Consider the following 26,889-nt stretch of genomic DNA (forward strand, 5'->3'; position numbering starts at 1 on the left):
ATTTATTGTGCATCTTACATTTAGCTTTATTGTTGTAAGCACGCCTTAAACTTGAATAACGCTGGTTTAGTGGCATAATCAACTGATTATGCAAAGTCTTATTAGCAAAATCAGGATGTTTTCGCTTAATGGCCGTTACCACCACTTCTACCCTGTTTAAACGCTTAGTTCAGCTGGGCCTGCTTAACGGCGAACAGGCGACTAAAATTGTTACCGACAAAGGCGGCCAGTTTAAGACTCTGCCTGAGCTGTTAATAACCGAAAAACTGATAACCTCAGAAAAGCTGGCCCTGGCTGCGGCCGGTATAAGCCAGGCCATTTGCCTGGATATAGAGCAGTATGATATCGACTATGTACCAGAAGATTTACGCAACGAAAAGCTGATCCGCAAAACCGATATGTTGCCGCTGGGTAAGCGCGGCCGCAGTATGTACCTGGCGGTAGTAGACCCGACCAATATTCAGACCATTGAAGATTTTGAGTTTAACACCGGCTTAAACGCCGAAGTGGTGGTGGTTGAATACGACAAACTGCATAAACTGCTGGATAAGCTGTTTGACAGCAGCTTGGGCGGCGATTTTTCAGAGAGCGACTGGGATCTTGGCTCGCTCGGTATAGTGCAGGAAGAAGAAGAAGACGGCGCTGGTGTACAGGTAGATAAAGAAGATCAGCCAATTATTGCCTTTATTAATAAAATGCTGTTGGATGCCATACGTAAAGGCGCATCAGATTTACACTTTGAGCCGTATGAAAAAAGCTACCGTATCCGCTTTCGTATCGACGGCATTTTGCATGAGGTCGCAAGCCCGCCAGTGGCACTGTCTACCCGTTTGTCGGCGCGGCTAAAAGTTATGTCGCGGCTGGATATTGCCGAAAAACGTGTGCCGCAGGATGGCCGGATAAAATTAAAGCTGTCAGCAAAAAAATCTATCGACTTTCGCGTAAGCACCCTGCCTACCTTGTGGGGCGAGAAAATAGTAATGCGTATTCTCGACTCAGACAGTGCCATGCTGGGTATAGATGTGCTGGGCTACGAGGATAATCAGAAGCAACTGTATTTAGCCGCATTAGCCCAGCCACAGGGCATGATACTGGTAACTGGCCCTACCGGTTCGGGTAAAACGGTGTCGTTATATACCGGCCTGGCGATTTTGAATACCGAAGAAACCAATATCTCTACCGCTGAAGATCCGGTAGAGATAAATCTGGCCGGTATTAACCAGGTGCAGGTAAACCCGCGCGCTGGCTTAACCTTTGCCTCGGCATTAAAAGCTTTTTTACGCCAGGACCCGGACGTGGTAATGGTAGGTGAAATACGTGATTTAGAAACGGCCGAAATTGCCATTAAAGCAGCACAAACCGGCCACTTAGTACTTTCTACCCTGCACACTAACTCGGCACCGGAAACCTTAACCCGTTTGTTAAATATGGGCGTTCCGGCTTATAACGTCGCCAGTTCAGTGTCGTTAATTATTGCCCAGCGCCTGGCACGGCGCTTATGCAGCCACTGTAAACAGTCAGAAATACTGCCCGAAGCCGAACTGTTAAGGCAGGGATTTACCGACGCCCAGCTTTCGACAGTAAAAATATTTAAACCCATTGGCTGCGAGCACTGCACCAATGGTTACAAAGGCCGGGTCGGTATTTACGAGGTTATGCCGGTAAGCGGAGCTATGGCAGATATTATTATGCAGGGCGGTAACTCGCTGGATATTGCCACCCAGGCGCAAAAAGAAGGCGTGAATAACCTGCGCCAGTCTGGCCTGGTAAAGGCAGCAGCCGGCTTAACCAGCCTGGCCGAAATTAACCGGGTGACTAAAGGCTAAACGCTTTGCTTAGTGTTGAATGGTGAGTGTTTAGTTTTTATTGGTTAGCTGATATAACATTGTGAATATTGCGCAGTAGCGCAGCAACAGGACAAAACAAATGGCTCAAACCCAACAATTTAAAATAAAAGAGCTGGAAGCCTACGTCTACAAAGGCGTAAACCGCAAGGGCAGCAAGGTAGATGGCGAAATAAAAGGCACCAGCATTGCTGAGGTTAAGGCCTTATTGCGCCAGCAGGGCATTACGCCATCCGGCGTTAAGCGTAAGCCAAAATCACTGTTTGGCGGTGAAAAAAAGATTTCGCCGTTGGATATTGCTATTGTTACCCGCCAGATTGCTACTATGCTAGGCGCCGGCGTGCCGCTGGTGCAGTCTATTGATTTAATAGCCAATGGCTCTGAAAATAAAAGCCTGCGCACCCTAATGCAAAAAATATCAGTAAAAATACAGGCCGGTTTGCCGCTGTCAGAAACACTGCGCGAACATCCGAAGTACTTTGATGATCTATACTGCGACTTAGTAAAATCCGGCGAAGCCTCCGGCTCTTTGGATGCCATTTTCGACCGGCTGGCCATTTATAAAGAAAAGGCCGAAGCGCTTAAATCAAAAATCAAAAAAGCCATGTTTTACCCTATCGCTGTTTTGGTCGTGGCATCTATTGTTACCTCTATTTTGCTGATTTTTGTGGTGCCACAGTTCGCCGAAATTTTTGCCGGCTTCGGTGCCGAGCTGCCGGCCTTTACTTTATTTGTACTGGGCATTTCTGAAATGATGCAACAGTATTGGTGGGTGGTACTGGCTGCAATAGCAGCGTTGTTTTTTGTCGTTAAAAAAACCTATGGCAATAATCTCACCTTTCGTACCTGGGCCGATGGTCGTATTATCCGCTTGCCGGTATTAGGCAGCATTTTGAATAAAGCCGCGGTCGCCCGTTATGCCCGCACCTTGTCTACCACCTTTGCCGCCGGTGTACCGCTGATAGAGGCGCTGGAATCGGCCGCCGGGGCTGCCGGCAATGAAGTGTATAAAAATGCCATTTTATTTATCCGTGAAGAAGTCTCGTCCGGTAACCAGATGTACCTGGCGATGAAGCAAACCGACCAGTTTCCTGAGATGGTAGTGCAAATGGTGTCTATTGGTGAAGAATCCGGCGCGCTCGATTCAATGCTGTCTAAGGTAGCCAATATTTACGAGCAGGAAGTAGACGATGCGGTAGATGGCTTAACTGCCCTGCTGGAGCCGATGATCATGGCGGTGCTGGGGGTGGTAATAGGCGGCTTGATTATTGCCATGTACCTGCCTATTTTCCAAATGGGCCAGGTGGTTGGTTAATTTGATGACAGATTTAATCAGTTTATTGCAGCAGTATCCAGCGCTGTTTACCGGCGCCGTGCTGCTGCTTAGTTTAGTGGTAGGCAGTTTTTTAAATGTAGTAATTTACCGGCTGCCAAAAATGATGGAAAACGAATGGCAGCAGGAGTACCAGGCTTATTTTACGCCGGATACTGCCGCTGCTGCCCCTGCCACACCAGCGCGTTTTAACCTGGCGGTGCCCCGCTCGGCTTGCCCTTGCTGCAATGCGCCAATACAGGCACGTGACAATATCCCGCTGCTAAGCTGGTTGCTGCTAAAAGGCAAGTGCCGGCAGTGCGCGGCACCGATAAGTGCGCGTTACCCGCTGGTAGAGCTGCTAACCGGGCTGTTATCGGCCACTGTGGCATGGCAGCTGGGTTTTGGCGCAGCTGCGGCAGTTGTTATTGTTACAACCTGGCTGCTGATTGCGCTTAGTTTTATTGATATCGACAAAATGCTGCTGCCCGATCAGCTTACCTTGCCGCTGTTATGGCTCGCGCTGCTGTTTAGCCTCAGCGATTCAGCCATGGTTAACCCGGCCGAAGCCATTATTGGCGCCGCTGCCGGTTATCTTAGCCTGTGGAGCGTATATTGGTTGTTTAAACTGCTTACCGGCAAAGAAGGCATGGGCTATGGCGACTTTAAACTTTTGGCCGTGTTTGGTGCTTTACTCGGTTGGCAACAGCTGCCGTTAATTATCCTGTTGTCTTCCTGTGTTGGTGCAGTAGTGGGGATAGTTTTATTAACGGTACAGGGCAAAGATAAAGCTACGCCTATTCCGTTTGGCCCTTATATCGCTGCAGCAGGCTGGATAGCGCTGTTATGGGGTGAGCAGCTCACTACTGCCTATCTGCGTTATCTTGGCTTGTAGTGTCTAGCTATTGTGACTAACTATTGTGACTAACTATATTGTTGGTGTGACCGGCGGCATCGGTTGTGGTAAAACCACGCTGATGCAATGCTTTGCTGATTTGGGTATACAGGCGGTAGACGCTGACATTGTTGCCCGCCAGGTGGTAATGCCCGGCACACCCTGCCTGCAGGCGATACAGCAGCAGTTTGGCAGTGACATCTTGCTGCAAAATGGCGAACTGGATCGCGCTGCATTGCGCCAGCGTGTATTTAGCCACAGTGCAGACAAAGCCTGGCTCGAGCAACTATTACACCCGGCAATACGCCAGGCGCTGTTACAACAGCTGGCACAGCTAACATCGCCCTACGCTTTACTGGTTGCGCCCTTGTTGCTGGAAAACGGCCTTAACACTTATGTTAACCGGGTACTGGTAATAGACTTACCCGAGCCGTTGCAGTTACAGCGTGCTATGGCGCGCGATAATGCCAGCGAGCAGCAAATTAGAGCCATTATGGCGGCACAAATATCGCGGCAAGACCGGCTGGCCGCCGCCGACGACATTGTACATAACGACACCAGCATAGCAGCTTTGCAGACACAGGTTGCGCGTTTGCACACATTTTATCTGCAGCAGGCAGGCTTAACGCCATAAGCCCGGTGTGCTGCTATAACAGGACATTTAGCAGACACTGATGACACAGCTTACTTACGAACACCCGTTAAACGAAAAACTACGCACCTACTTGCGCCTGGAGTACTTGCTACAGCAATTGCACCAGCTAACGCCGTTACAAAACGAATGGCAGCAACAAGCCTTTTTTAATACTCTGTTCGATCTGATCGAGGTGCTGGATCGCAATGATATCCGCCCGGATCTGATTAAAGACTGTGAGCGCAGCGAGGCCGCCCTGGTAAAATGGGCCAGCCATCCGTCGGTGGCCGACGACAAACTGCAGGCGCTGCTGCAACAGGCTGTCAGGCTGCAAAGTGATTTGCTGCGCTGCGGTAAATTTGTAACCAGTTTAAAAGATGATAAGTTTCTGGCGCCATTACGCCAACGCTTTGCAGTACCGGGCGGCACCTGTTTTTTTGACTTGCCACAACTGCAATACTGGTTCAATTTACCAGCTGATGTGCGCCAGCAAGCCGCTGCAGTGTGGTATACCGAATTTAATCTGCTGCAGCAAGCGTTGCAGCTGGTACTGCAGTTTTGCCGCGGTAAAGGCCAGTTTAACACTGTAACGGCAGATAACGGTTTTTATCAAAGCAACACCGAACAACACGAATTGCTGCGCATCAGATACCAGCCTGCTGTGGGGGCTTACCCTACAGTGAGCGGCAACAAATACCGCTATGCCATCCGTTTTATGCTGTTATCCGATGACAGCGGCCGTTGTAGCAGCGAAAAAACCATCAACTTCGAGTTAGCCTGCTGCTAAATGCAAACCGCCGGTAATTTAAGCCGCCACTGCGGTTGAAACTTTAGCGCCAGAAAACCATTAGTGCCGTTGCAGATGACTGGTAGAATAGCCGCTTAGAAGGAGAATTAATCTATGAAAGTTAAATGCCCAACCTGTGACAAAGACGTAGTGTGGACGGCAAAGTCAGCTTACCGGCCGTTTTGCTCTGAGCGCTGTAAACTAATTGATTTAGGTGACTGGGCTGCAGAAAACCACCGCATCCCCGACAAGGCACCTATAGATAGCGCATTGTCGGAAGAATATCTTGCAGAGTTAGAACAAGAGTTTATTACCCAGGATAATGAGTTTTTTAAACACTGATCTGGGTAGCAAAGCCGTTACCCTGTCAACTGCCCTGCTGCTTGGAAAAATGTTGTTGAATCCGCTCAACTATCGGCTGATTTGCATCAGGAAAATCGATATTGCTCAGCTCGGCTATAGTGACCCAGCGCAATGGTTGGCCTTCACGGCCGTGCGGCTCGCCAGTAAAACCGCTTACTAAATAGATATCCAGCAACACGGTTTTCTCCGGATAGGCGTGTTCTATTTGCATAAACGCCTGGCTGTGCGTGACATCGATGGCAACTTCTTCGTGCAACTCCCGGCTTAGTGCCTGTTGCACGCTTTCGCCATCTTCTACTTTACCACCGGGAAATTCCCATTTACCGCCCTGATGCTGCTTACTGCTGCGCAGCGCCAGTAATATTTGCTGATCGCGCAGAATTACACCTACCGCGACATGGATAATCTTGCTTGTCATTTTTTAACTCCTGCAGAAACAACAAAGCCAGCCGCAGCTGACTTTGTCTTAACCTATATCTGGTGTTATACCAACTTACCGTGGCACTGCTTGTATTTTTTACCTGAGCCGCAAGGACAAGGGTCATTACGGCCTACTTTATCCTGCTCACGGAACACCGGGCCACGCGGCAGGTCGTCCGGCACATCGCCACCGACATGCTCTGCTTCAGCGTGCTGGTAATTGTGCGGCACGGCATCTGCTTTGCGGCGCTGCTCTTCTACGGCTTCAACGTCTTCTGCTGCCCGTACCTGTACCCGGCTAAGTACGCCGATAACATCGGTTTTCAGGTTTTCCAGCATGGCCGAAAACAACTCAAAGGCTTCGCGCTTATATTCCTGTTTCGGGTTTTTCTGCGCATAACCGCGCAGGTTAATCCCCTGACGCAGATGGTCCATTGCTGCCAGATGCTCTTTCCAGTGCGTATCCAGGCTTTGCAACATAATGGCTTTTTCAAACTGACGCAGTACCTGCGGCCCTACCATCTGTTCTTTTTGTTGATAGGCGTTGTCGACTTCCAGCACGATGCGCTCGCGCAGCTTTTCTTCAAACAGTTTTTTGTCGTCCGCTAACCACTGAGCTATTGGCAAGTTCAGCGCGTAGTCGGCTTTTAAGCGTTGCTCCAGCCCTGGCACATCCCACATTTCGTCCAGTGACTGTGGCGGAATATATTCGCTGATCACGTTGTCTACTACGTCGGCACGGATAGCGTTAATGGTTTCGCTGATATCGCTAACGTCCAGCAGGTCATTACGTTGCTCGTAAACCACTTTACGCTGATCATTGGCAACATCATCAAATTCCAATAGTTGCTTACGGATATCAAAGTTACGCGCTTCAACTTTACGCTGAGCATTTTCAATAGCGCGGCTAACCCAGGGGTGTTCAATGGCTTCGCCTTTTTCCATCCCCAGCCGGCGCATCATGCCTGCCATACGGTCTGAGGCGAAAATGCGCATCAGGGCGTCGTCCAGCGATAAGTAAAACCGGCTTGAGCCCGGGTCGCCCTGACGACCAGAACGGCCACGCAGCTGATTGTCGATACGACGTGACTCGTGACGTTCTGTACCTATGATATGCAAGCCGCCGGCAGCAATTACCGCATCATGGCGCTGTTGCCAGTCGGCCTTAACTTTGTCTTTTTGCGCGTCGCTGGCATCTGCAGCTAAAGCGGCCAATTCTGCCTGTAAGCTACCGCCTAATACGATATCGGTACCACGGCCTGCCATGTTGGTGGCTATAGTTACCGTGCCAGGCTGACCCGCCTGAGCGATAATTTGCGCTTCGTTAGCGTGAAACTTAGCGTTTAACACCTGGTGTTTAATCTTGGCTTTGTTAAGCAGGTTAGATAAATACTCAGAGCTTTCGATCGACGCCGTACCTACCAGTACCGGACGGGCTGCGTCACGGTTTTTGATAATATCGTCAATAATCGCCTGATACTTATCTTCAGCGTTTAGATAGACTAAATCAGCCATATCGTTACGCACCATAGGCCGGTTAGTCGGTACTACTATAGTTTCTAAACCATAAATCTGTTGAAATTCAAAAGCTTCAGTATCGGCTGTACCTGTCATACCTGCCAGCTTGTCGTACAGGCGGAAGTAATTCTGGAAGGTAATGGATGCCAGCGTCTGGTTTTCGTTTTGAATACGTACGCCTTCTTTGGCTTCAACTGCCTGGTGCAGGCCTTCAGACCAGCGCCGGCCTTCCATGGTACGGCCGGTGTGCTCATCAACGATAATAATTTCGCCGTCTTTTACGACGTAATCTACATCACGCTTAAACAACTGATGCGCACGCAGCGCGGCGTACACATGGTGCAGCAAAGTAATATTGGCGGCAGAGAACAGGGTATCGTGCTCACCAATCATGCCTTTGCTACGCAGCATATTTTCGACTTCAATCTGGCCTTGCTCGGTCAGATAAACCTGGCGGGCTTTTTCATCGACAGTAAAATGGCCGTCACCGTGCGCACCTTCTTCGTCTTCTTTATCTTGTTTAACCAGGTTTGGCACCAGCACGTTTATTTGCTTGTACAGCTCTGAACTGTCTTCTGCCGGGCCAGAGATAATCAGCGGCGTACGGGCTTCGTCGATTAAGATAGAGTCAACTTCGTCGATAATGGCAAAAGCCTGATCGCGCTGCACGCGGTCTTGCGGAGAAAACGCCATATTATCGCGCAGATAATCAAAACCAAACTCGTTATTGGTACCGTAGGTAATATCTGCCTGATAGGCCTGTTGTTTTTCCGGATGCGCCATACCCGGCACATTTACGCCTACGGTTAAGCCCAAAAAGCTAAACAGCGGCGCATTGGTTTGCGCATCACGTTTAGCCAGATAATCGTTAACAGTAATAACATGCACGCCCTTGCCACTTAATGCATTTAAATAAGCTGGCAGCGTGGCAGTCAGGGTTTTACCTTCACCGGTACGCATTTCAGAGATTTTGCCTTGATGCAGTACCATGCCACCCATTAACTGTACGTCAAAATGACGCATATTAAATACGCGCTTACTGGCTTCACGTACCGTGGCAAAGGCCTGGGGTAAAATATCGTCCAGGCTGCTGCCATTGGCGAGCAGTTGTTTGAATTCGTTGGTTTTCTGTTTCAGCTGGTCGTCGGATAAGGCGCTAAACTCTGCCTCTAACGCATTGATCTGCTGGACTTGTTTTTCTAATTTTTTTAAGAAGCGGTCGTTGCGGCTACCAAATACTTTGGTAAAGAGTTTTCCAAACATTATCCAAATACCATGTTAAGTTAAAACTGCATTGCAGTCCCGGCAGCATATTATTACGCCGGTAAATCAGAGCATAAGCCCAACATATTACGCCAGATATGGTGGCCGAAGCTAATGCTTTCAAGGGCACGTGTTTTGCCCAGGCAGAAGCTGCTACACTGTGCGGTATAAATTACAGCTGCAGGTGTACAGGCCATGGCCCGCTATACGCAAAAACCCCAGGACATTAGCAAGCTACTGGCCGGCAGTAGCTTAGCCTCGCAGCAACAGCAGGCCAGTTTGTTGCAGCAGATGAACAAGGTATTGGCTGAGGTATTACAACTGGAACAACTCAGTTTTTGCCAGGTTAGCACCATACGTGATGGCAGGGCCGTTATTTTGTGTGCCTCGCCGCCTTGGCTAACCCGGTTAAAATTACAGCGCGACGCCATTCTAGACAATTTTCGCCGAAAAATCTTGCCTGATTTAGCCGGATTAGAAATTGAAGCCTCGCCTAGTGGCCAGATAAACAAACCGCAGCTGAATATACCGCAGAAAAACAGCCACCATTTATCCGACAATGCCGCAACTGCTCTGCGTGCTGCAGCACAGGGCAGCAGCGGCGCTTTAAAACAAGCGCTATTAAAGCTGGCAGAAAACGCTACGTCAGGCGGGCAGAACTCTTAAACGACAAAACCCGGTACAACCGGGTTTTGTTAGTATCGATTAGCGTTATGCCAGCTGGGGTGCCAGATAAGAAATTGGCATATCGGCTTTGTCTTCAAAGCTGACAAACTCCCAGTTTTCCTGGTTGGCCAATACCGCGCATAACAACTGATTATTTAAGGCGTGGCCGGTTTTAAAGGCTTTAAACTCGCCTAATATGCTGTAGCCCGCCATATATAAATCGCCTACTGCATCGAGAATTTTATGTTTAATAAATTCATCTTCGTAGCGCAAACCGTCCTGATTTAATACGCGAAACTCATCCAGCACCACAGCGTTATCAAAACTGCCGCCTAGCGCCAGATTATTTGCCCGCAGGTATTCTACTTCGTGTAAAAAACCAAAAGTACGAGCCCGGCTGATGTCTTTAATAAAGCCAGCAGCAGAAAAATCCATTTGCATATGCTGGGTAGTTTCTGCAATAACCGGATGATTAAACTCGATAGCGAAGTCGATTTTAAAGCCATGATGCGGCTTAAATTCTGCCCACTTGTCGCCATCTTCTACCCGTACTGCTTTTTTAATACGGATAAACTTTTTCGCCAGACGTTGCTCGGCGACACCGGCTTCCAGTAACAGATAGACAAAGGGGTTGGCGCTGCCGTCCATAATCGGAATTTCGGCCGAATCAACTTCAATAACCAGGTTGTCGATGCCCAGGCCGGCAATGGCCGCCATCAGGTGTTCAGTGGTCGATAACCGCACGCCGTTTTCATTGATTAAACAAGTACACATCACGGTATCGCCCACTAATTCTGGCGTTACCTTAAAGTCAACCACCGGATCAAGATCAACACGACGGAACACTATGCCCGTGTTATCCGGCGCAGGTCGGAGAGTAAGCGTAACCTTTTCGCCTTTGTGCAATCCTACTCCAATGGAGCTGACTGTTTTGCCGATGGTACGTTGTTTAATCATATTTCTTCCTGCTCAAATAATAAGCAATCATAAAATGGCGGCGAAGCATAGCATAACGTGACAATTATGCCAAATTTCACTGATCCGCAACTTAAAGCGGCACTAAGCCTGCCGGCGGCTAAACCCGGCTAACAACCGAGTATAGCTTTAGTCAGCTTGTTTGCGTAAAAATGCCGGGATATCAAAGATATCAATATTGGCTTTGCTCTCTGGCTGGGCCTTGGCATTTACCGCAGTTTGCTCATGCTTAACCGTTTGCACCTCGTGTTGCGGCATTAATGCAGCGCCACCATGGGTGCCATATACCGGCTTTTGCACGTCTACCGGGCGGCTACCCGGCACCAGACTGATATCCGGCCGGCGATCAGCACCAATACCCGTTGCTACTACAGTTACACGCAGTTCGTCCTGCATATTCGGGTCGATAACTGCACCAACAACTACAGTAGCATTTTCTGAGGCAAAGGCTTTAACCGCATTACCAACAATTTCAAACTCTTCAATGCTGATATCCAGGCCGGCAGTAATATTAACCAGAATACCTTTAGCACCTGACAGGTCAATATCTTCCAGTAACGGGCTGGAAATAGCCTGTTCTGCCGCTTCTTCGGCCCGATCCGGACCGGTAGCACGACCACTACCCATCATCGCAGTACCCATTTCAGACATCACGGTACGTACGTCAGCAAAGTCGACGTTAATTAAGCCAGGCCGGGTAATCAGCTCGGCGATGCCCTGCACTGCGCCTAACAAAACGTTGTTCGCTGCTTTAAACGCATCCAGCAGGCTGGTGCCTTTACCCAACACTTTTAACAACTTGTCATTGGGGATAGTGATCAGTGAATCGACATGCTTTGCCAGCTCCAGAATGCCTTCATCTGCAAAAGTAGTGCGCTTTTTGCCTTCAAACGGGAACGGCTTGGTCACTACTGCAACAGTCAGAATACCCAGTTCGCGCGCTACTTCAGCAACGATAGGCGCTGCACCGGTACCGGTACCACCACCCATGCCGGCGGCAATAAACACCATATCCGCGCCTTGCAGGGTTTTCTTGATGGTTTCGCGGTCTTCTTCAGCTGAACGACGGCCAATTTCCGGGTTAGCGCCGGCACCTAAGCCTTTGGTCACGTTAGCGCCTAACTGCAGGGTTACATTGGCTGACGAATTACGCAGAGCCTGCGCATCGGTATTTGCCGCAACAAACTCTACACCTTCAATATTGCTGGCAACCATATATTCGACAGCATTACCGCCACCACCGCCAACACCTATTACTTTAATGACAGCTTCTTCGCTGTGGTTTTCCATTAACTCAAACATAGCTCTCTCTCCGTTTTTACGCTTACTAAATTGTTAAAACTCGCCTTTAAACCAGCTGCTGATCCGTTTCACGAAACTGCCGACTGAGTCACGCACATCCGCCACTTTTTTCTGCTGGGTGCGGGCATCTTTGCCGTACAGTAACAAGCCAACGACACTGGCGTAGGCCGGATCCTGCACATATTCTTTTAAACCACTGACATGCATTGGCAGGCCAACGCGTACCGGCATCTGGAAAATATCTTCAGCAAATTCAACAGCACCTTCCATTTTAGCGGTGCCACCGGTAAGCACTACGCCAGCGGCGATTTGCTCTTCCAGGCCTGAACTTTTAATTTCTTCCATCACCAGCTCAAACAGTTCCTGATAGCGGGGCTCTACCACTTCGGCCAGCGTATGGCGTGACATAGACCGCGCCGGCCGGCCACCGACACTGGGTACCTCAATGCTTTCTTCTTTGCCTACCATACTGCGCAGCGCACAGGCGTATTGCACCTTGATTTCTTCGGCGTGGCTGATTGGTGTGCGGAAAATTTTCGCAATGTCGCTGGTTACCTGATTACCGGCCACCGGGATCACGGCGGTATGGCGCAAAGCGCCATTGGTGTAAATGGCAATGTCGATGGTACCGCCGCCGACATCTACTACGCAGACACCCAGCTCTTTTTCGTCATCGGTCAGCACGGCAAAGCTGGAGGCCAGCGCGGTGAAAATCAGCTGATCTACCTGCAGCCCGCAGCGTTCGACACATTTTTCAATGTTTTTGGCCATGTCATTGGCACAGGTAACAATATGGGCTTTGGCTTCCATCCGCACACCGGACATGCCAACCGGGCTTTTAATGCCCTCTTGCATATCAACCGAGAACTCTTGTGGCAGCACGTGTAACATGCGCCGCTCGGCTGAAATAGGCACCGATTTGGCAGCATGGATCACGCTGGCGACATCTTCTGCCGTCACCTCCGTATCGTTAATCGGTACCATGCCGCTTTCGTTCTGGCAGCGGATATGTTTGCCGGTAATGCCTAGATACACTGAAGATACCCGGCAGTCGGCCATCAACTCAGCTTCGTCGATCGCGCGCTGTACCGCCTGTACCACCAGGTTAAGGTCGTTAACGCCGCCTTTATCCATGCCGCGTGATACATGAGTACCTACACCGACAATGCTTAAGCGATCGTCTGGCGTAATCTCGCCCACTACCGCTTTTATTTGCGCGGTACCGATATCCAGGCCTACTATCAGATCTCTATCCAACGACTTTGTCATGCTTTTCTCTTTTGTTCACTGCTGTAACGCACGGCGATACCGGTGTCGTAACGTAAATCTATTTCGGCGACAGCGTCGGTTTTATGTTTTGTTATTACCGGATACAACTCAATAAAACGCTGTACGCGCTTTAACGTATCTTCACGGCCCAGCTTCAGCTTTACGCCATTACTGAGGTTAAGCTGCCAGGAAAATCGCTCGGTTAACCCCAGCGATACGGCATTAAATTTATGCAGGGCCAGCAAGCCCTGCATATGGCGGAACATGGTCAGGGCGTCCTGCTGGCTGCCTTGTGGGCCGGTTAGCATCGGCAGTTCCGTTTTCAGCTGCTGTAGTGGCGCGTCAAATATTTCTGCGCGGTCATTTAGTAATTGCTGCTGATTCCAGATAGCTACCGGCTGTTGTTCTGTAACAACCACAACCAGGGCATCAGGCCATTGTTTGCGCACGGCCACCTGATATACCCAGGGTTGCTGTAACAAAAACGCTTGTACCTGATCCACGTTCACGCTAAAAAAGTTACCTACATACTCCTGTGTCAGCACCTGATGCAGTGCTACCGCATCAATATGCTGAAAATCACCGTACAGGCGTATTTCCTGCACCGGTGCACTTTGCTGGCTATGCAACCAGTCACTGGCTGCTACCATTGCCCAGCTCAGCCCTGCCACCGCACAGAGAAAAAACAGCACGCCGGCGAAAAACGCCGGACGCTGCTTCAACGCTGTAGTAGGCAAGCGCCAGTTCATCGGTTTAGCTCCTGTTACTCTGGCTGAGTATGGCCAGCACTAACTGCTGAAAACTCAGGCCGGCAGCTTTGGCTGCCATCGGTACCAGCGATTTTTCTGTCATGCCGGGTACAGTGTTTACTTCCAGCAGGTAATGCTGGCCGCTGTCGTCCAGCATAATATCTACCCGGCCCCAGCCACTGGCACCGACCGCATTAAAAGCTTTTAACGCACTGTCCTGCATAGCGGCAGTAAGCTGTGCATCTAACGGTGCCGGACACAGATATTCGGTACTGTTGGCCTGATACTTGGCTTCGTAATCATAAAACGCCCTTGGCGTACGCATTTCTACTACCGGCAGCACCTGGCCATTTAAAATGGCGATGGTAAATTCACGACCGTTAATCCAGCGCTCAACCAAAATTTCGCTGTCGTACTGTAACGCCTGGTTAATCGCCTGTTGTAACTCTGCGGCGCTGCTGGCGGCGCTCATGCCGATGCTGGAGCCTTCATTGGCCGGCTTCACCATTACTTTACCGCCCAGGCTGGCCAGCAAGCCGGCAAAATCAGCGTCACTGCTGTGCACAACGGCAAACGGTGCTGTTGGCAGGTTTTGCGCCTGAAACAACCATTTGCAACGAATTTTATCCATTGCCAGCGCCGAGCCCAGCACACCACTGCCGGTATAAGGCAGGCCAAGTTGTTGCAAAGCTCCCTGCATGCTGCCGTCTTCACCGCCACGGCCATGCAGCACAATAAACACCTGCTGCGCGCCAAGTTGCGCCAGCTCAGCCAGGTTTTGCTGTTGCGGATCAAAAGCAAAAGCGTCAACGCCAGCCTGCTGTAAAGCAGTTAATACCGCCTTACCCGAACGCAATGACACCTCGCGCTCCGCCGACACTCCGCCAAACATCACGGCGACTTTGCCAAAGGTTTGCAGATTACTGCTCATGCTTGCTCTCCTGCACTGGCTTTTAACTGGTTGATATTTAATTGCATAGCGGCCAGCTTTTTCACCAGGGCGCCAATATTGCCAGCGCCCTGAGTCAGTACCACGTCTCCATCCTGCAACACGGTTGCCAGGCTGGGGGCCAAATCCTGCGGTGTCGCTATATAAATTGGGTCCAGTGCGCCACGGTTACGGATAGTGCGGCATAAACTGCGGCTGTCAGCGCCGGCTATCGCTGTTTCACCTGCGGCATACACTTCCAGCAGTAACAGGGTATCGACGCTGGATAACACCTTGGCGAAGTCTTCGTACAGGTCGCGGGTACGGGTATAGCGATGTGGCTGGTAGGCCATGACTAAGCGCCTTTCTGGCCAGGCAGCGCGCACCGCCGCAATCGTAGCGGCCACCTCGGTTGGATGATGACCATAGTCATCCAGCAGCAACACCTGACCGTTACCGGTATTAAATTCACCATATTGCTGAAACCGCCGGCCAATGCCTTCAAACTGATTTAAGGCGGTTAAGATTGCCTGCTCGCTAATACCCTCGTCGCGCGCCAGTGCAAAAGCAGCAGTAGCGTTTAACGCATTGTGCTTGCCAGGCAGGTTCAGCACCACTTCGCGCTGATTCCCCTCCGGATCGGTAATAACAAAGCGGCTGCGGGTGCCCGTTTGGCTAAACTCGCTGATCACAAAGTCGGCATCTTCGCTAAAGCCATAGGTCAGTACGGTACGGCCAATTTGACTCAGCAAGCCACGCAGTACCGGGTCATCAATACAAACTACTGCTACACCATAAAATGGCAGGTTGTGACAAAACTCCAGATAAGTGGCTTTTAGCTTTTCAAAGTCACCCTGATAGGTGTCCATATGATCGGCTTCAATATTGGTGATCACGGTTGCCAGCGGCTGCAAATGCAGGAAAGAGGCATCGCTTTCGTCAGCTTCGGCAATTAAATAGCGGCCTTCACCCAAGCGGGCATTGGAGCCGGCAGAATTGAGCAAACCACCAATTACGAAGGTTGGATCGGTGCCGGCCTGAGCAAAAATTGAGGCCAGTAAACTGGTGGTAGTGGTTTTACCATGGGTACCGGCTACGGCAATACCATGGCGAAACCTCATCAGCTCGCCCAGCATTTCAGCGCGGCGTACCACAGGAATGCGCAGTTCACGCGCGGCCGCCACTTCCGGGTTTGCCGGATTAATAGCGCTGGAGACGACAACCACGCTGGCTCCGCTAACATTAGCTTCGGCATGGCCAAAACTCACCTTAGCACCCAGTGTGATTAAGCGTTCCGTTACGCCGTTAGGCGCTATGTCGGAGCCCGATACGTTATAACCTTCATTCAGCAGCACTTCGGCAATACCGCCCATACCGGCGCCGCCAATACCGACAAAGTGGATCCGCTCTACCCGGCGCATGGCCAGTTTTTTCTGTTGTGGTGTCGTAATCATAATGCTTGTCCTGTCTGGCCTGCCAACTGCTGACATTGCGCTACTACCTCGGCACTGGCATTATCCAGCGCACAGGCACGCGCCCGGGCGGCCATCTGTTTTAATTCAGTTTTATCCTGCAACCAGCGTGTCAGCAGCGGTAATAAGCTTTGCTGGTTAAATTCATGCTGTGCCAGTATCAGAGCGGCCTGTTGCTGGCTTAACCAGCGGGCATTGGCACTCTGGTGGTCGTCGATGGCGGTTGGCAACGGCACAAACAGCGCCGCTACGCCGGCACAGGCCAGTTCGCTGACAGTAGAGGCACCGGCGCGGCAAATTACCAGATCAGCCCAGGCATAGGCCTGCGCCATATCGGCAATAAAAGCGCTGACCTCAACACTTAAGCCTTCCTGTTGCTGTTGCTGATAGGCCTGCTCGGTTTGTTGCTGCCACGCAGCACCGGTTTGATGTTTTATCTGCAATGGGGCTATTTGCGCTGCAGCAGCAAAAATTGCCGGCAAGCGCTCGTTTAATACTTTGGCGCCCAGGCTGCCGCCCACCACCAATACCTTTAAACTGCCACTGTAATCATGACCGGCCGCGGCATCTATTACCGCGGTACGTACCGGATTACCCACCAGTAACTGTTTGGCATTGCCGGCAAAGGCCTCTGGAAACGCTACTAACACTTTGTGCGCCAGCCGCGCCAATAGCCGGTTGGTGCTGCCGGCGACGGCATTTTGCTCATGCACCAGCAACGGCAAACCTTGCAGCCAGGCCGCAACACCACCAGGCCCGCTGGCGTAGCCGCCAAAACCCAGTACCAGTTGCGGCTGTAGCTTTTTTAACACTGCACGGGCTTGCAGCACCGACTGCAGCAACATAAAGGGCGCTTTGAGTAACGCCAGCACGCCTTTACCGCGCAAACCGGACACACTAATGGCATAAAATGGCCAGCCAAATTGCGGCACCAATTTAGCTTCCATCCGATCGGCACTGCCTAACCAATGAATTTGCCAACCGGCGTCCTGAAGTGCCGTTGCCACCGCCTGCGCCGGAAAAATGTGCCCGCCGGTACCACCGGCCATAATCAGCGCGCTCGGTTTAGTCATCCCGGCCTCCGCTGATAGCCTGTTTACCTTTTAAACGCACTTCAAAGTCGATGCGAAGCAGCAAAGCTGCAGCCATCAGCATAATGATCAGGCTGCTGCCCCCAGAGCTGACAAACGGCAGGGTTAAACCCTTAGTCGGTAAAGCGCCGGTAGCCACACCAATATTGACGGCCGACTGAAATCCTATCCAGATAGCCATCGCATACGCTAAGAAGCCGTGAAAACTCATTTGTTTAGCCAGTGCATGCTGACCAATCCACAGCGCGCGGTAAACCAGCATAAATAACAGGCTTAGCAGCACTGCCACACCGGCAAAGCCGGTTTCTTCAGCAATAACAGCCAGAATAAAGTCGGTATGCGCTTCGGGCAGGTATTCCAGTTTTTGAATACTGTTGCCCAGGCCCTGACCAAACCAACCTCCACGACCAAACGCCATCAAAGACTGGGTTAACTGGTAGCCACTGCCAAAAGGGTCAGCCCAGGGGTCAAGAAAAGCTGTTACCCGCTTCCAGCGATACTCGCTGTACACTATCAACACTGCTATCGCCAACAAGCCGGTAAATATCAGGCCAAAAAATTGCCACAAACGGGCACCGGCTAAAAACAGCAGAGCTACCGCAGTGGCAAACATTACGATGACGGTACCTAAATCCGGTTGCATTAACAGCAATACCGCAAAAGCGAACAACACCAGCAATGGCTTTACGAAGCCTTTGAGGTTTTCACGTACTTCTTCGTGCCGCCGCACCAGATAGCTCGCCAGATAAACGAAGAAAAACAATTTAGCCGGCTCAGCAGCCTGAATATTTATCGGCCCCAGCGCCAGCCAACGCGTACTGCCGTTTACATTGCGGCCAAATAGCAGTACCGCTACCAGCATGGCCAGCGCAGCCAACAACAGCAGCATGTTGTTGTTATGCCACCATTGTACCGGCAGGTTTAACACTATCAGTCCGGCAGAAAAACCTATTGCCAGGTAAATAAGATGGCGGATGGTAAAATGCAGCTCATTATCAAACAGCCTGGCCGCTACCGGTACCGAAGCACTGGTGACCATGACCACACCAATGGCCAGCACCAACAACAGCAGGGTAACAAAAAACTTGTCGTAAGCAGCGCCGTCTTCAGAGCGCCACCAGTCGCTAAAGCGCTGCACCGGGTTAGCCCAAGGCTGATTTAATAGCTTAAGTGCCAGTTGTTTCATAGCACCTCCGCCTTAACGGCTGCGCTGAACTGCTCGCCGCGCTCACTGTAACTTTTAAACATATCCAGGCTGGCGCAGGCGGGTGACAACAACACCATATCGCCGGATTTTGCCAGTTTAGCTGCGGTTTTTACTGCGTCCTGCAAGGTTTTTACCTGCACCGCATCTGGTTTTAGTGCCGCTATGGCCGGGCCATCCTGCCCCAGAGTGATCAGCGCATCGACCTGAGTATCCAGCACGGTTTGCAGCTCAGACATATCGGCGCCCTTGCCATCGCCGCCGGCAATCAGGATCAGCCGGCCAGTGACGCCTGGCTTTAAGCCGGCAATCGCGGCCAGTGTGGCGCCGATATTGGTAGCTTTGGAATCGTTGATCCAGCGCACACCCTTGTGTTCTGCTACCAGAGTGCAGCGATGCGGTAACGACTGAAATGTCGTCAGGGCCTGAATCAAACCGTTGCGGTTTGCACCGGCGGCCAGCGCCAACGCACAGGCGACCAGGGCATTAAATTCGTTGTGGGCACCAAACAGGCTCATCTGCGCCACGCTAAGCAGCGGTTCACCAGCGACCTTTATCCAGCGTTCGCCCTTGTGATCGCAGATGCCATAGCCGGCGTCAGCCAGTTTAATGCCAAGGCTGTGCTCTGCCTGCTGCGGTATAGTGGCGGCATCATCCAGATTGAACACCGCCAGTGCGGTATGCTGATAGACCCGCTGTTTTGACGCCGTATAGGCCGCCATAGTGTGATAACGGTCCAGATGATCGGCACTGACATTGAGCACTGTACTGGCAACGCTATGCAGATTATGCAGCGTATCAAGCTGAAAACTGGACAATTCCAGCACGTAAACGTCAATGTCCGGTTGCATAATGGCATCCAGCACCGGCAATCCTATATTGCCTGCTGCCAGCGCTTTTACACCACTGGCATTTAGCATGGCTTCAACCAGCTTAGTGACGGTAGATTTGCCATTAGAGCCGGTAATAGCCACCACAGCTTTAGTATTAAAACGGGCAAACAGCTCAACATCACCCATAAGCTCAGCGCCTTGCGCTACGGCAAAACGAACCGCAGGATGCTGCGGTGACAAGCCGGGGCTCAGTACAATAATGTCCATTTTTGCCAGCCGGTTAGCGTCGAGCTCACCCAGATAAATACCATCGACTTTTTCGGCGGCAATCTGCTCAATGCCAGCCGGTTTACTGCGGCTGTCCATCAACACCGGTTTTACGCCCTGGTTCAGCAAAAAGCGCACCGTAGCCAGACCTGACAGGCCCAGCCCAACGACTGCAATGCGCTTTTTGGTTAAACTCAGTGTCATAACTTATCTCAGTTTCAGGGTCGCTAAACCCACCAGCACAAAAATGATGGATAAGATCCAGAAGCGCACTATCACGCGCGGCTCCGGCCAGCCTTTTAGTTCGTAATGATGATGAATTGGCGCCATGCGAAAAATGCGCTGGCCACGCAACTTGTACGACCCAACCTGCAAAATAACCGACAGGGTTTCCATCACAAAGATGCCGCCCATAATAAACAGCACAATTTCCTGCCGCACCAGTATGGCCACTACGCCCAGTACTGCGCCCAGCGCCAGTGAACCAACATCGCCCATAAAGACCTGCGCCGGATAGGTGTTAAACCAGAGGAAGCCCAAACCGGCGCCAATCAGTGCCGCCAGAAATACCACCAGCTCACTGGCATGTGGCAGGTAAGGGATATTCAGATAGGCCGAGAAATTCACGTTACCGCTGACATAAGCAATGATGGCAAAAGCCGCTGCGACCATAATAGTCGGCACTATTGCCAGGCCGTCCAGGCCATCAGTCAGATTGACCGCATTGCTGGTGCCGACAATGACAAAATAACTCAGTGCCAGAAACAGCAAGCCCAGCTGCGGCATCACGTCTTTCAGGAAAGGTACCAGCAAGGCTGTTTCAGCCGGCCGCTCGGCAGTGAGATACAAAAACGCCGCCGTAATAATGGCAAACAACGACTGCCAGAAATACTTCCAGCGCGCGATTAAGCCTTTCGGATCTTTGCGCACCACTTTACGGTAATCATCAACAAATCCAATCCAGCCAAAGCTGACTAAGACAAATAACACAACCCAAACGTATTTATTTTCCAGGTTGGCCCACAACAGAGTGCTCACTAATACGGCACCCAGAATAAGCAAGCCACCCATGGTGGGTGTGCCTTTTTTAGAGAAATGACTTTCCGGGCCGTCACCGCGCACTACCTGGCCTATCTGCATCCGCTGCAGCCGGGCGATCAATTTTGGCCCCAGATATAAGCTAAGCAATAAAGACGTTAAAATGCCCAGAATAGAGCGAAACGTCAGATAACTGAATACATTAAAAAAGCTGAAGTATTGCGTCAAATACTCGGCTAACCAAACTAGCATGGGCTATTCTCCTGCTGACATCTTTCTAGCAAGTCCTGCACAACCAATTCCATTTTCGCGCTACGCGAGCCTTTCACTAGTAGGGAGACATCCTGCTGCTCTGACACTATCGGCATCAGACGTTGCATTAGCGCCTGACGTGAACTGAAATGTGCCCCTTGTCCATTGAACAAGTCACTGGCGCTCTGTGATAACACGCCAAGGGTGAACAACAGATTAATACCTGATTGTTTCGCGTATAAACCTATCTCTTCGTGGTATAAGCGGGCGTTTTCGCCCAGTTCAGCCATGTCACCCAGCAGCAACACTCTATAACCGTTATAAGAGGCCAACAGGTCAATGGCAGCCTTTACCGACTCGACATTGGCATTGTAAGAATCATCAATTAACCTGACGGCCGGGCTAAGTCGCTTCACATTAGTACGGCCTTTTACCGGCTGCATTTGCGACAAACCAAGCTGCACGTCTTCCAGGCTGGCACCCAGTGCGATACAGGCAGCCGCAGCGGCCAGTGCGTTACTGACGTTGTGCTTGCCCGGAATGGTCAACTGAATAAAACGCCGGCCACTGGCACAATTCAGTTCAAAGCCGGCGCAGCCCTGCTCGTCCAGCGCAATGTCGGTGGCATGATAATCGGCAGCGTGTGCTGAGGAAAACTGTATAACTTGCTTACCGTCTAAACGGCGTAACCAGTAGTCACGGTATTCGCTGTCAGCCGGAATAATGGCGACGCCGTTATCAGGTAAGCCATTGAATATTTCACCCTTGGCGCGCGCTACACCGTATACATCGCCAAAACCTTCCAGGTGTGACGGTGCCACATTGGTGATAATGGCTACCTGCGGTAACGCCAGCGACGTGGTATAAGCAATTTCACCCTGATGATTCGCCCCCAGCTCCAGTACCGCATAGCGGTGCCTTGCTGTCAGTCGCAGCATTGTCAACGGCACGCCTATGTCATTATTAAAGTTACCCTGGGTAGCCAGCACTTCACCACGACGGTTTAAAATAGCTGCCATCATTTCTTTAACGGTGGTTTTACCGGCACTACCTGTTACCGCAACCGTCTTAGGTGCCAGGCGCCGTTTAACCTCGGCGGCCAGCTGGCCCAACGCCAACCGGGTGTCCGGCACTATGATTTGCGTTACCGCTTCGTCAACCGGATGCTGCAATACTAAGGCGGATGCACCTTTGGCTACGACCTCAGCCGCAAACTGAGCACCATCGAAATTCGGTCCCTTAAGCGCAATAAACAAGGCGCCGGCGCTAATACTGCGGCTGTCTGTACTAACCGCGCTTATTTCAACGTCTGGCCCGGTCATTACTGCGCCCAGCAGGCGGCAAATATCACTACAGGTTAAGTTAATCATACTGACATCTCCGTAACCAGTTGACGAAGATAGGCCCGCTCATCGTACTGCCGCTGTTCGGTGCCAATTATCTGTACTGTTTCGTGCCCTTTGCCGGCTATTAACACCACATCACCGGCCTGAGCACTGGATAAAGCCAGCTTAATCGCGGCTTTGCGATCAGGTTCAATTTGATAGGCTGCATCCGGGCTCATGCCGGAGGCAATGTCATTGCAAATAGTTAACACGTCTTCACTACGCGGATTATCGGCGGTGATAATCACATGGTCAGCGGTCAGCTCAGCCAGTTGGCCCATAATCGGTCTTTTGCCGCGATCGCGGTCACCGCCACAGCCAAATACACACCAAAGCCGGCCCGGGCAATGTGCCCGCAGCGCTTGCAGCGCTAACTGTAAAGCGTCCGGAGTGTGGGCGTAGTCGATAACCGCACTAAAGCGTTGTGGAAAATGGAACAGCTCCATCCGGCCAGGTACGGTACTTAGTTGGTTCAGCACCGACAGCACATCGGCCAGTGCATAACCTAATACCAACATAGCGCTGACTGCGGCCAGCACATTTTGAATGTTAAACTCACCGAGCAATGGCAAACTTACCCGGTAGTCACCCTGCGGACTATGCAGTGTTAACTGATAACCGTCTGGCCCGGCGTTAACTCCGGAATACCCCAGGTAGCGGCTAAAACCACGGCAATCTTCCATCCTGCCGTACACCCACAGCGGCAGTTCACTGCGCTCTGCCAGTTTACGGCCGAATTCATCAGACAAATTAATTACTGCTGCCCGGCTAAACTGTGGCGTGAATAGCTGCGCTTTAGCTGCACCGTACTCTGCCATAGAGCCGTGATAGTCAAGGTGGTCCCGCGTCAGGTTAGTGAAAACGGCAACGTCAAACAACATACCTGCTACGCGTTGCTGTACCAGCGCATGTGATGAGACTTCCATTGCGGTTACGGCGACGCCATCACTGACAAAGCCGGCCAGTATGCGCTGCAAATCAACATAATGCGGTGTAGTGTTTGGCAGCGGCGTAAGCGCACCAATTTCGCCATAGCCCAGCGTGCCGACAACGCTGGCTTTATGGCCGAGCAGGCTGGCCAGCTGGCTGATAAAGAAACTGGTGCTGGATTTACCATTAGTACCGGTTACTGCCGCCATTTGCAGCTGACGTGCGGGTTTGTTATAAAAGCCGGCGGCCAGCGCCGGTAATAATTGCTGTAACTCCGGCAACACCACTACCCGTTCATCGTCGTAGTGGCCTTCATTGGTTAGTACCAGTGCTGCACCCTGTGCCAGCGCCTGGGCAATAAAGGCTTTGCCATGCTGATTTACACCAGGCAATGCTAAAAACACCTGGCCTGGCCCTACTTTACGGCTGTCCAGTTGTAAACCGGTTAAGGTTGTTTCCGGCACCTTGCTGGCATACAGTGCCAACCAGCTTTTACTGTTAACCGTCATGCCGGCCTCCACCAATAGCAGTCAGCCTGGCCTGATCTGCTGCATCCGGCGTCAGGTTTAGTAGCTGCATAGTTGCACTCATAATATTGGCAAATACCGGCGCCGCTATTTCACCACCATGGTAAAAATCACCCGCAGGTTCATTAATCACTACCACACAGGCCAGACGCGGGTTGGATATTGGCCCGACACCGGCAAAAGATGCGACATAGTCTTCGCCATAGCCACCCGCTATAGCCTTACGCGCAGTACCCGTTTTACCACCAACGCGATAACCTTTAACCTGTGCCCGGGTGGCTGTGCCGCCCGGCATAATATTCGCTTCCATCATCCGCAGCATGGCAGCAGCATGCTCTGGTGCCAGCACCTGCTCACCCGGATAGATGTCGGTCGTTTTAACGATACTCAGTGGCCGGCTGACACCGCCATTGGCCATAGTGGCATACACCCTGGCCAGTTGCGCCGCTGTGGCAGACAGGCCGTAGCCAAATGATAAGGTAGCGCGTTCATGATCTGACCAACGCCGGCGGTGGCTTAACATACCGCTGCTTTCACCATTCAGGCCCAGACCGGTATCGCTGCCCAGCCCCATATTGGCGTACAGGCTGATCACATGTTCTATTGGCATATCCAGCACCAGTTTACTGACGCCGATATTGCTGGATTTCTGAATAATGCCGGTTAAATCCAGAGTGTTGTAGTTGATTGCATCCCGAACCCAGCTGCCACCAACCCGCATATAGCCCGGATAGGTATCCACTTTACTGGCCAGATTAGCCGTGCCAAATTCCAGTGCACTTAATACCGCCAGCGGTTTCATGGTTGAACCTGGCTCAAAAGTGTCGGTAATAGCGCGGTTGCGAAACAAATATGCCGGGGCGTTGCCACGGTTATTCGGATTAAACGACGGGCTGTTAACCATCGCCAGCACTTCACCGCTATGCACATCGACCACCACGGCAGAGCCGGATGTCGCCCCGTGTGACAATACGGCCTTTTTCAGTTCGCGGTAGGTAACGGCCTGAATACGCTGATCAATACTTAGCTGCAGGTTACCCGGCTGCTGCGCCTGAAAACGCTCCAGCACTTCAATTTCGCGGCCTTTGGCGTCTTTGCGAAATACCTTGCGACCGGCAGTACCGGTAAGTAAGTCGTCAAAGCGTTTTTCAATGCCCTCTACACCAACATCATCAACATTGGTAAAGCCCAGCAGTTGGGCGGTCACCTCACCGGCCGGATAGTAACGGCGGGATTCCTGCCGAAAATAAATACCCGGCACTTTTAATTGCTTAACATAGTTAACCACTGCCGGGTTAACCTGGCGCTGCAGATAGACAAAGCGCCGCTGCGGGTTATCGCCAATACGTTGCAATAATTGCGTCGGGCTAAGCTGCAAAATATCCGCCAGTGCGTGCCAGCGGCGCTCATCAGCGGCAGCATGACGCTCCAGCACCACCTTAGGATCGGCCCAAATTGCCTCAACCGGAATACTGACAGCCAGCTCTTCACCATTGCGGTCTGAAATCATGCCGCGCAGCACGGCATCGGCTTCTACCCGCAGCGAACGGGCATCGCCCTGACTCACCAGCATGTCGGGTTCAATAACCTGCAACCAGGCAGCCCGCACCATCAGGGCAGCAAATACCGCACTGAGGCTTAACATCACAAATGCAAAACGCCAGCCCAGCACTGATGGCACTGTTCTGGCTTTGGCCTGACGTTTGGGCTTATTGCTGGTCATGGCACTGTTACCGCTATGTCGCGCTCGCCAGCCGGGCGCACCATTTGCAACCGGTTGCGGGCTATGTCTTCTACCCGGCTGTGTTCAGCCAGTGCCCGCTGCTCCAGCAGCAAATTACGCCACTCAATATCTAACTGGTCGCGCTGTTGATACAACACATCCTGCGCTATGGTCGTTTGCCGGTTTAAATGAGCAAAATGCACCACGGCCAGGGCAGACACTATGCAGGCCAGTAACAACAATGCCGGCCACTTAGCGGCACGCCAGTCACGGGCAATTAAACGGTGCAGGCTGATGTTATTCATGGCGCTGCTTCTCCGCTATGCGTAACACGGCACTGCGCGCCCGCGGGTTATGCTGCAGCTCTTGCTCTGACGGCATTATGGCTTTACCAATCAGCTTTAAATCGGTGCGCTGCGCCAGCTGCGCCTGGGTCAGCGGTATACCACGCGGTACCGGCTCGCCTTTGGCATGACGGCGCATAAACTGTTTTACCAGCCTGTCTTCCAGCGAGTGAAAGCTTATCACTACCAGACGCCCGCCCGGCTTCAGTACCGCCAGCGCAGCCTGTAGCGCCTGATTTACTTGTTCCAGCTCGCTGTTGATGTAAATACGAATAGCCTGAAAACTGCGCGTGGCCGGGTGTTTTTTTTCTTTATTGCTTTTGGGCACACTGGCACTGATTAATGCTGCCAACTGTGACGTACGCGTAATTACGGTTTCTGTACGGGCGGCAACGATGGCCTGTGCGATACGCCAGGCAAACTTTTCTTCGCCGTATTCACGCAGTACAAAACTGATGTCTTCTACATCGGCATGTGCCAGCCAGTCAGCAGCGCTGATACCCGAACTGGGGTCCATACGCATATCCAGCGGGCCATCACGCATAAAACTGAAACCGCGATCGGCGTCATCTAACTGGGGTGACGACACGCCAAGGTCAAGCAGTATGCCGTCCAGCGCACCGCTGATATGTTGCTGTTGCGCTATGGTTGCCAGGGCGGCAAAGGGGCTGTGGGTGATATGAAAACGCGGATCGCTGGCCAGTGGGGCGGCGGCAGCAATCGCGGCAGGATCTCGGTCTATAGCATACAGCCGGCCAGTGGGGCCAAGTTGTGCCAATATGGCCCGGCTGTGTCCGCCACGGCCAAAGGTGCCGTCGAGGTAGCAACCGTCGGGCTTTAGTGCTAATCCGTCCAGTGTTTCTTGCAACAGGACAGAAATATGAGCCGGTGTATTCAT

General features: G+C 51.6%; 24 protein-coding genes. 7 read left to right on the forward strand and 17 right to left on the reverse strand.

The window, feature by feature from the left end; all coding sequences use genetic code 11:
* Positions 1–128 precede the first annotated feature (128 nt).
* The 6 genes from pilB to yacG all read left to right on the forward strand — a co-directional run bounded on the left by pilB (position 129) and on the right by yacG (position 5,814).
* Positions 129–1,826: a type IV-A pilus assembly ATPase PilB gene (pilB, locus tag MN202_RS17770; protein WP_335737484.1), complete on the forward strand. Its 1,698-nt coding sequence runs from the start codon at positions 129–131 to the stop codon at positions 1,824–1,826.
* A gap of 100 nt (positions 1,827–1,926) precedes the next feature.
* Positions 1,927–3,159, forward strand: a complete 1,233-nt coding sequence (locus MN202_RS17775; RefSeq protein ID WP_335737485.1) for a type II secretion system F family protein — start codon at positions 1,927–1,929, stop codon at positions 3,157–3,159.
* A gap of 4 nt (positions 3,160–3,163) precedes the next feature.
* Positions 3,164–4,051 (forward strand): prepilin peptidase, encoded by an 888-nt coding sequence (locus tag MN202_RS17780; RefSeq protein ID WP_335737486.1) that lies wholly within the window; start codon positions 3,164–3,166, stop codon positions 4,049–4,051.
* A gap of 25 nt (positions 4,052–4,076) precedes the next feature.
* Positions 4,077–4,685: a dephospho-CoA kinase gene (gene coaE, locus MN202_RS17785; RefSeq protein WP_335737487.1), complete on the forward strand. Its 609-nt coding sequence runs from the start codon at positions 4,077–4,079 to the stop codon at positions 4,683–4,685.
* Between the two features lie 40 nt (positions 4,686–4,725).
* Complete coding sequence (gene zapD / locus MN202_RS17790; RefSeq protein WP_335737488.1) at positions 4,726–5,472, forward strand: cell division protein ZapD; 747 nt, start codon at positions 4,726–4,728, stop codon at positions 5,470–5,472.
* 114 nt (positions 5,473–5,586) lie between these two features.
* Positions 5,587–5,814: a DNA gyrase inhibitor YacG gene (yacG, locus tag MN202_RS17795; RefSeq protein ID WP_335737489.1), complete on the forward strand. Its 228-nt coding sequence runs from the start codon at positions 5,587–5,589 to the stop codon at positions 5,812–5,814.
* 25 nt (positions 5,815–5,839) lie between these two features.
* Here the strand turns inward: yacG and mutT are convergent, their stop codons facing one another.
* Together mutT and secA are read right to left on the reverse strand one after the other, a co-directional pair.
* The gene (mutT, locus tag MN202_RS17800) at positions 5,840–6,253 is read right to left on the reverse strand and encodes an 8-oxo-dGTP diphosphatase MutT (protein ID WP_335737490.1); all 414 of its coding nucleotides are present in this window, start codon (positions 6,251–6,253) and stop codon (positions 5,840–5,842) included.
* A gap of 65 nt (positions 6,254–6,318) precedes the next feature.
* Positions 6,319–9,036, reverse strand: a complete 2,718-nt coding sequence (gene secA / locus MN202_RS17805) for a preprotein translocase subunit SecA (protein ID WP_335737491.1) — start codon at positions 9,034–9,036, stop codon at positions 6,319–6,321.
* Between the two features lie 195 nt (positions 9,037–9,231).
* On the opposite strand from secA, the gene MN202_RS17810 reads away from it, so the two are divergent.
* The gene (locus tag MN202_RS17810) at positions 9,232–9,702 is read left to right on the forward strand and encodes a DciA family protein (protein ID WP_335737492.1); all 471 of its coding nucleotides are present in this window, start codon (positions 9,232–9,234) and stop codon (positions 9,700–9,702) included.
* A 45-nt stretch (positions 9,703–9,747) separates the two neighbouring features.
* On the opposite strand, the gene lpxC is transcribed toward MN202_RS17810, so the two are convergent.
* The 15 genes from lpxC to rsmH all read right to left on the reverse strand — a co-directional run bounded on the left by lpxC (position 9,748) and on the right by rsmH (position 26,889).
* Positions 9,748–10,659, reverse strand: a complete 912-nt coding sequence (gene lpxC, locus MN202_RS17815; protein WP_335737493.1) for a UDP-3-O-acyl-N-acetylglucosamine deacetylase — start codon at positions 10,657–10,659, stop codon at positions 9,748–9,750.
* A gap of 147 nt (positions 10,660–10,806) precedes the next feature.
* Entirely contained in the window at positions 10,807–11,979 is a 1,173-nt protein-coding gene (gene ftsZ, locus MN202_RS17820) for a cell division protein FtsZ (protein WP_335737494.1), read from the reverse strand.
* Between the two features lie 33 nt (positions 11,980–12,012).
* Positions 12,013–13,248, reverse strand: coding sequence for a cell division protein FtsA (ftsA, locus tag MN202_RS17825; RefSeq protein ID WP_335737495.1), 1,236 nt, complete (start codon positions 13,246–13,248; stop codon positions 12,013–12,015).
* Positions 13,245–13,997 (reverse strand): cell division protein FtsQ/DivIB, encoded by a 753-nt coding sequence (locus MN202_RS17830; protein WP_335737496.1) that lies wholly within the window; start codon positions 13,995–13,997, stop codon positions 13,245–13,247. Before MN202_RS17830 ends, ftsA begins: the two co-directional genes overlap by 4 nt.
* 4 nt (positions 13,998–14,001) lie before the next feature.
* On the reverse strand, positions 14,002–14,928 hold the full coding sequence (locus MN202_RS17835; protein ID WP_335737497.1) for a D-alanine--D-alanine ligase: 927 nt from the start codon (positions 14,926–14,928) through the stop codon (positions 14,002–14,004).
* On the reverse strand, positions 14,925–16,379 hold the full coding sequence (murC, locus tag MN202_RS17840; RefSeq protein WP_335737498.1) for a UDP-N-acetylmuramate--L-alanine ligase: 1,455 nt from the start codon (positions 16,377–16,379) through the stop codon (positions 14,925–14,927). The genes MN202_RS17835 and murC overlap by 4 nt, the downstream gene beginning before the upstream one ends.
* Positions 16,376–17,470 carry an undecaprenyldiphospho-muramoylpentapeptide beta-N-acetylglucosaminyltransferase gene (gene murG, locus MN202_RS17845; RefSeq protein WP_335737499.1) on the reverse strand — a complete coding sequence of 365 codons (1,095 nt, stop codon included), beginning with the start codon at positions 17,468–17,470 and terminating at the stop codon, positions 16,376–16,378. Before murG ends, murC begins: the two co-directional genes overlap by 4 nt.
* A complete protein-coding gene (gene ftsW, locus MN202_RS17850; RefSeq protein ID WP_335737500.1) occupies positions 17,463–18,674 on the reverse strand; it encodes a putative lipid II flippase FtsW in 1,212 nt (403 codons plus the stop codon). Before ftsW ends, murG begins: the two co-directional genes overlap by 8 nt.
* The gene (gene murD / locus MN202_RS17855; protein WP_335737501.1) at positions 18,671–19,996 is read right to left on the reverse strand and encodes a UDP-N-acetylmuramoyl-L-alanine--D-glutamate ligase; all 1,326 of its coding nucleotides are present in this window, start codon (positions 19,994–19,996) and stop codon (positions 18,671–18,673) included. Before murD ends, ftsW begins: the two co-directional genes overlap by 4 nt.
* Before the next feature lie 3 nt (positions 19,997–19,999).
* The gene (gene mraY, locus MN202_RS17860) at positions 20,000–21,082 is read right to left on the reverse strand and encodes a phospho-N-acetylmuramoyl-pentapeptide-transferase (RefSeq protein ID WP_335737502.1); all 1,083 of its coding nucleotides are present in this window, start codon (positions 21,080–21,082) and stop codon (positions 20,000–20,002) included.
* Complete coding sequence (locus MN202_RS17865; RefSeq protein ID WP_335737503.1) at positions 21,076–22,452, reverse strand: UDP-N-acetylmuramoyl-tripeptide--D-alanyl-D-alanine ligase; 1,377 nt, start codon at positions 22,450–22,452, stop codon at positions 21,076–21,078. The genes mraY and MN202_RS17865 overlap by 7 nt, the downstream gene beginning before the upstream one ends.
* A complete protein-coding gene (locus MN202_RS17870; RefSeq protein WP_335737504.1) occupies positions 22,449–23,906 on the reverse strand; it encodes a UDP-N-acetylmuramoyl-L-alanyl-D-glutamate--2,6-diaminopimelate ligase in 1,458 nt (485 codons plus the stop codon). Before MN202_RS17870 ends, MN202_RS17865 begins: the two co-directional genes overlap by 4 nt.
* The gene (locus MN202_RS17875; RefSeq protein ID WP_335737505.1) at positions 23,896–25,647 is read right to left on the reverse strand and encodes a penicillin-binding transpeptidase domain-containing protein; all 1,752 of its coding nucleotides are present in this window, start codon (positions 25,645–25,647) and stop codon (positions 23,896–23,898) included. Before MN202_RS17875 ends, MN202_RS17870 begins: the two co-directional genes overlap by 11 nt.
* Positions 25,644–25,952, reverse strand: a complete 309-nt coding sequence (gene ftsL / locus MN202_RS17880; RefSeq protein ID WP_335737506.1) for a cell division protein FtsL — start codon at positions 25,950–25,952, stop codon at positions 25,644–25,646. The genes MN202_RS17875 and ftsL overlap by 4 nt, the downstream gene beginning before the upstream one ends.
* Positions 25,945–26,889 carry a 16S rRNA (cytosine(1402)-N(4))-methyltransferase RsmH gene (gene rsmH, locus MN202_RS17885; RefSeq protein ID WP_335737507.1) on the reverse strand — a complete coding sequence of 315 codons (945 nt, stop codon included), beginning with the start codon at positions 26,887–26,889 and terminating at the stop codon, positions 25,945–25,947. Before rsmH ends, ftsL begins: the two co-directional genes overlap by 8 nt.

This window comes from Rheinheimera muenzenbergensis, assembly GCF_036984005.1.
Taxonomy (GTDB): Bacteria; Pseudomonadota; Gammaproteobacteria; order Enterobacterales; family Alteromonadaceae; genus Alishewanella; species Alishewanella muenzenbergensis.

Excerpts from the sequence above, each read along its gene's own strand:
- rsmH (WP_335737507.1), bottom strand. The coding sequence starts at position 26,889 with ATGAATACACCGGCTCATATTTCTGTCCTGTTGCAAGAAACACTGGAC.
- lpxC (WP_335737493.1), bottom strand. The coding sequence starts at position 10,659 with ATGATTAAACAACGTACCATCGGCAAAACAGTCAGCTCCATTGGAGTA.
- yacG (WP_335737489.1), top strand. The coding sequence starts at position 5,587 with ATGAAAGTTAAATGCCCAACCTGTGACAAAGACGTAGTGTGGACGGCA.
- MN202_RS17830 (WP_335737496.1), bottom strand. The coding sequence starts at position 13,997 with ATGAACTGGCGCTTGCCTACTACAGCGTTGAAGCAGCGTCCGGCGTTT.
- MN202_RS17870 (WP_335737504.1), bottom strand. The coding sequence starts at position 23,906 with ATGACGGTTAACAGTAAAAGCTGGTTGGCACTGTATGCCAGCAAGGTG.
- ftsW (WP_335737500.1), bottom strand. The coding sequence starts at position 18,674 with ATGAAACAACTGGCACTTAAGCTATTAAATCAGCCTTGGGCTAACCCG.
- ftsZ (WP_335737494.1), bottom strand. The coding sequence starts at position 11,979 with ATGTTTGAGTTAATGGAAAACCACAGCGAAGAAGCTGTCATTAAAGTA.
- pilB (WP_335737484.1), top strand. The coding sequence starts at position 129 with ATGGCCGTTACCACCACTTCTACCCTGTTTAAACGCTTAGTTCAGCTG.
- ftsA (WP_335737495.1), bottom strand. The coding sequence starts at position 13,248 with ATGACAAAGTCGTTGGATAGAGATCTGATAGTAGGCCTGGATATCGGT.
- murD (WP_335737501.1), bottom strand. The coding sequence starts at position 19,996 with ATGACACTGAGTTTAACCAAAAAGCGCATTGCAGTCGTTGGGCTGGGC.
- mutT (WP_335737490.1), bottom strand. The coding sequence starts at position 6,253 with ATGACAAGCAAGATTATCCATGTCGCGGTAGGTGTAATTCTGCGCGAT.
- murG (WP_335737499.1), bottom strand. The coding sequence starts at position 17,470 with ATGACTAAACCGAGCGCGCTGATTATGGCCGGTGGTACCGGCGGGCAC.
- MN202_RS17875 (WP_335737505.1), bottom strand. The coding sequence starts at position 25,647 with ATGACCAGCAATAAGCCCAAACGTCAGGCCAAAGCCAGAACAGTGCCA.
- secA (WP_335737491.1), bottom strand. The coding sequence starts at position 9,036 with ATGTTTGGAAAACTCTTTACCAAAGTATTTGGTAGCCGCAACGACCGC.
- murC (WP_335737498.1), bottom strand. The coding sequence starts at position 16,379 with ATGATTACGACACCACAACAGAAAAAACTGGCCATGCGCCGGGTAGAG.
- ftsL (WP_335737506.1), bottom strand. The coding sequence starts at position 25,952 with ATGAATAACATCAGCCTGCACCGTTTAATTGCCCGTGACTGGCGTGCC.
- MN202_RS17835 (WP_335737497.1), bottom strand. The coding sequence starts at position 14,928 with ATGAGCAGTAATCTGCAAACCTTTGGCAAAGTCGCCGTGATGTTTGGC.
- zapD (WP_335737488.1), top strand. The coding sequence starts at position 4,726 with ATGACACAGCTTACTTACGAACACCCGTTAAACGAAAAACTACGCACC.
- MN202_RS17780 (WP_335737486.1), top strand. The coding sequence starts at position 3,164 with ATGACAGATTTAATCAGTTTATTGCAGCAGTATCCAGCGCTGTTTACC.
- MN202_RS17865 (WP_335737503.1), bottom strand. The coding sequence starts at position 22,452 with ATGATTAACTTAACCTGTAGTGATATTTGCCGCCTGCTGGGCGCAGTA.
- mraY (WP_335737502.1), bottom strand. The coding sequence starts at position 21,082 with ATGCTAGTTTGGTTAGCCGAGTATTTGACGCAATACTTCAGCTTTTTT.
- MN202_RS17775 (WP_335737485.1), top strand. The coding sequence starts at position 1,927 with ATGGCTCAAACCCAACAATTTAAAATAAAAGAGCTGGAAGCCTACGTC.
- MN202_RS17810 (WP_335737492.1), top strand. The coding sequence starts at position 9,232 with ATGGCCCGCTATACGCAAAAACCCCAGGACATTAGCAAGCTACTGGCC.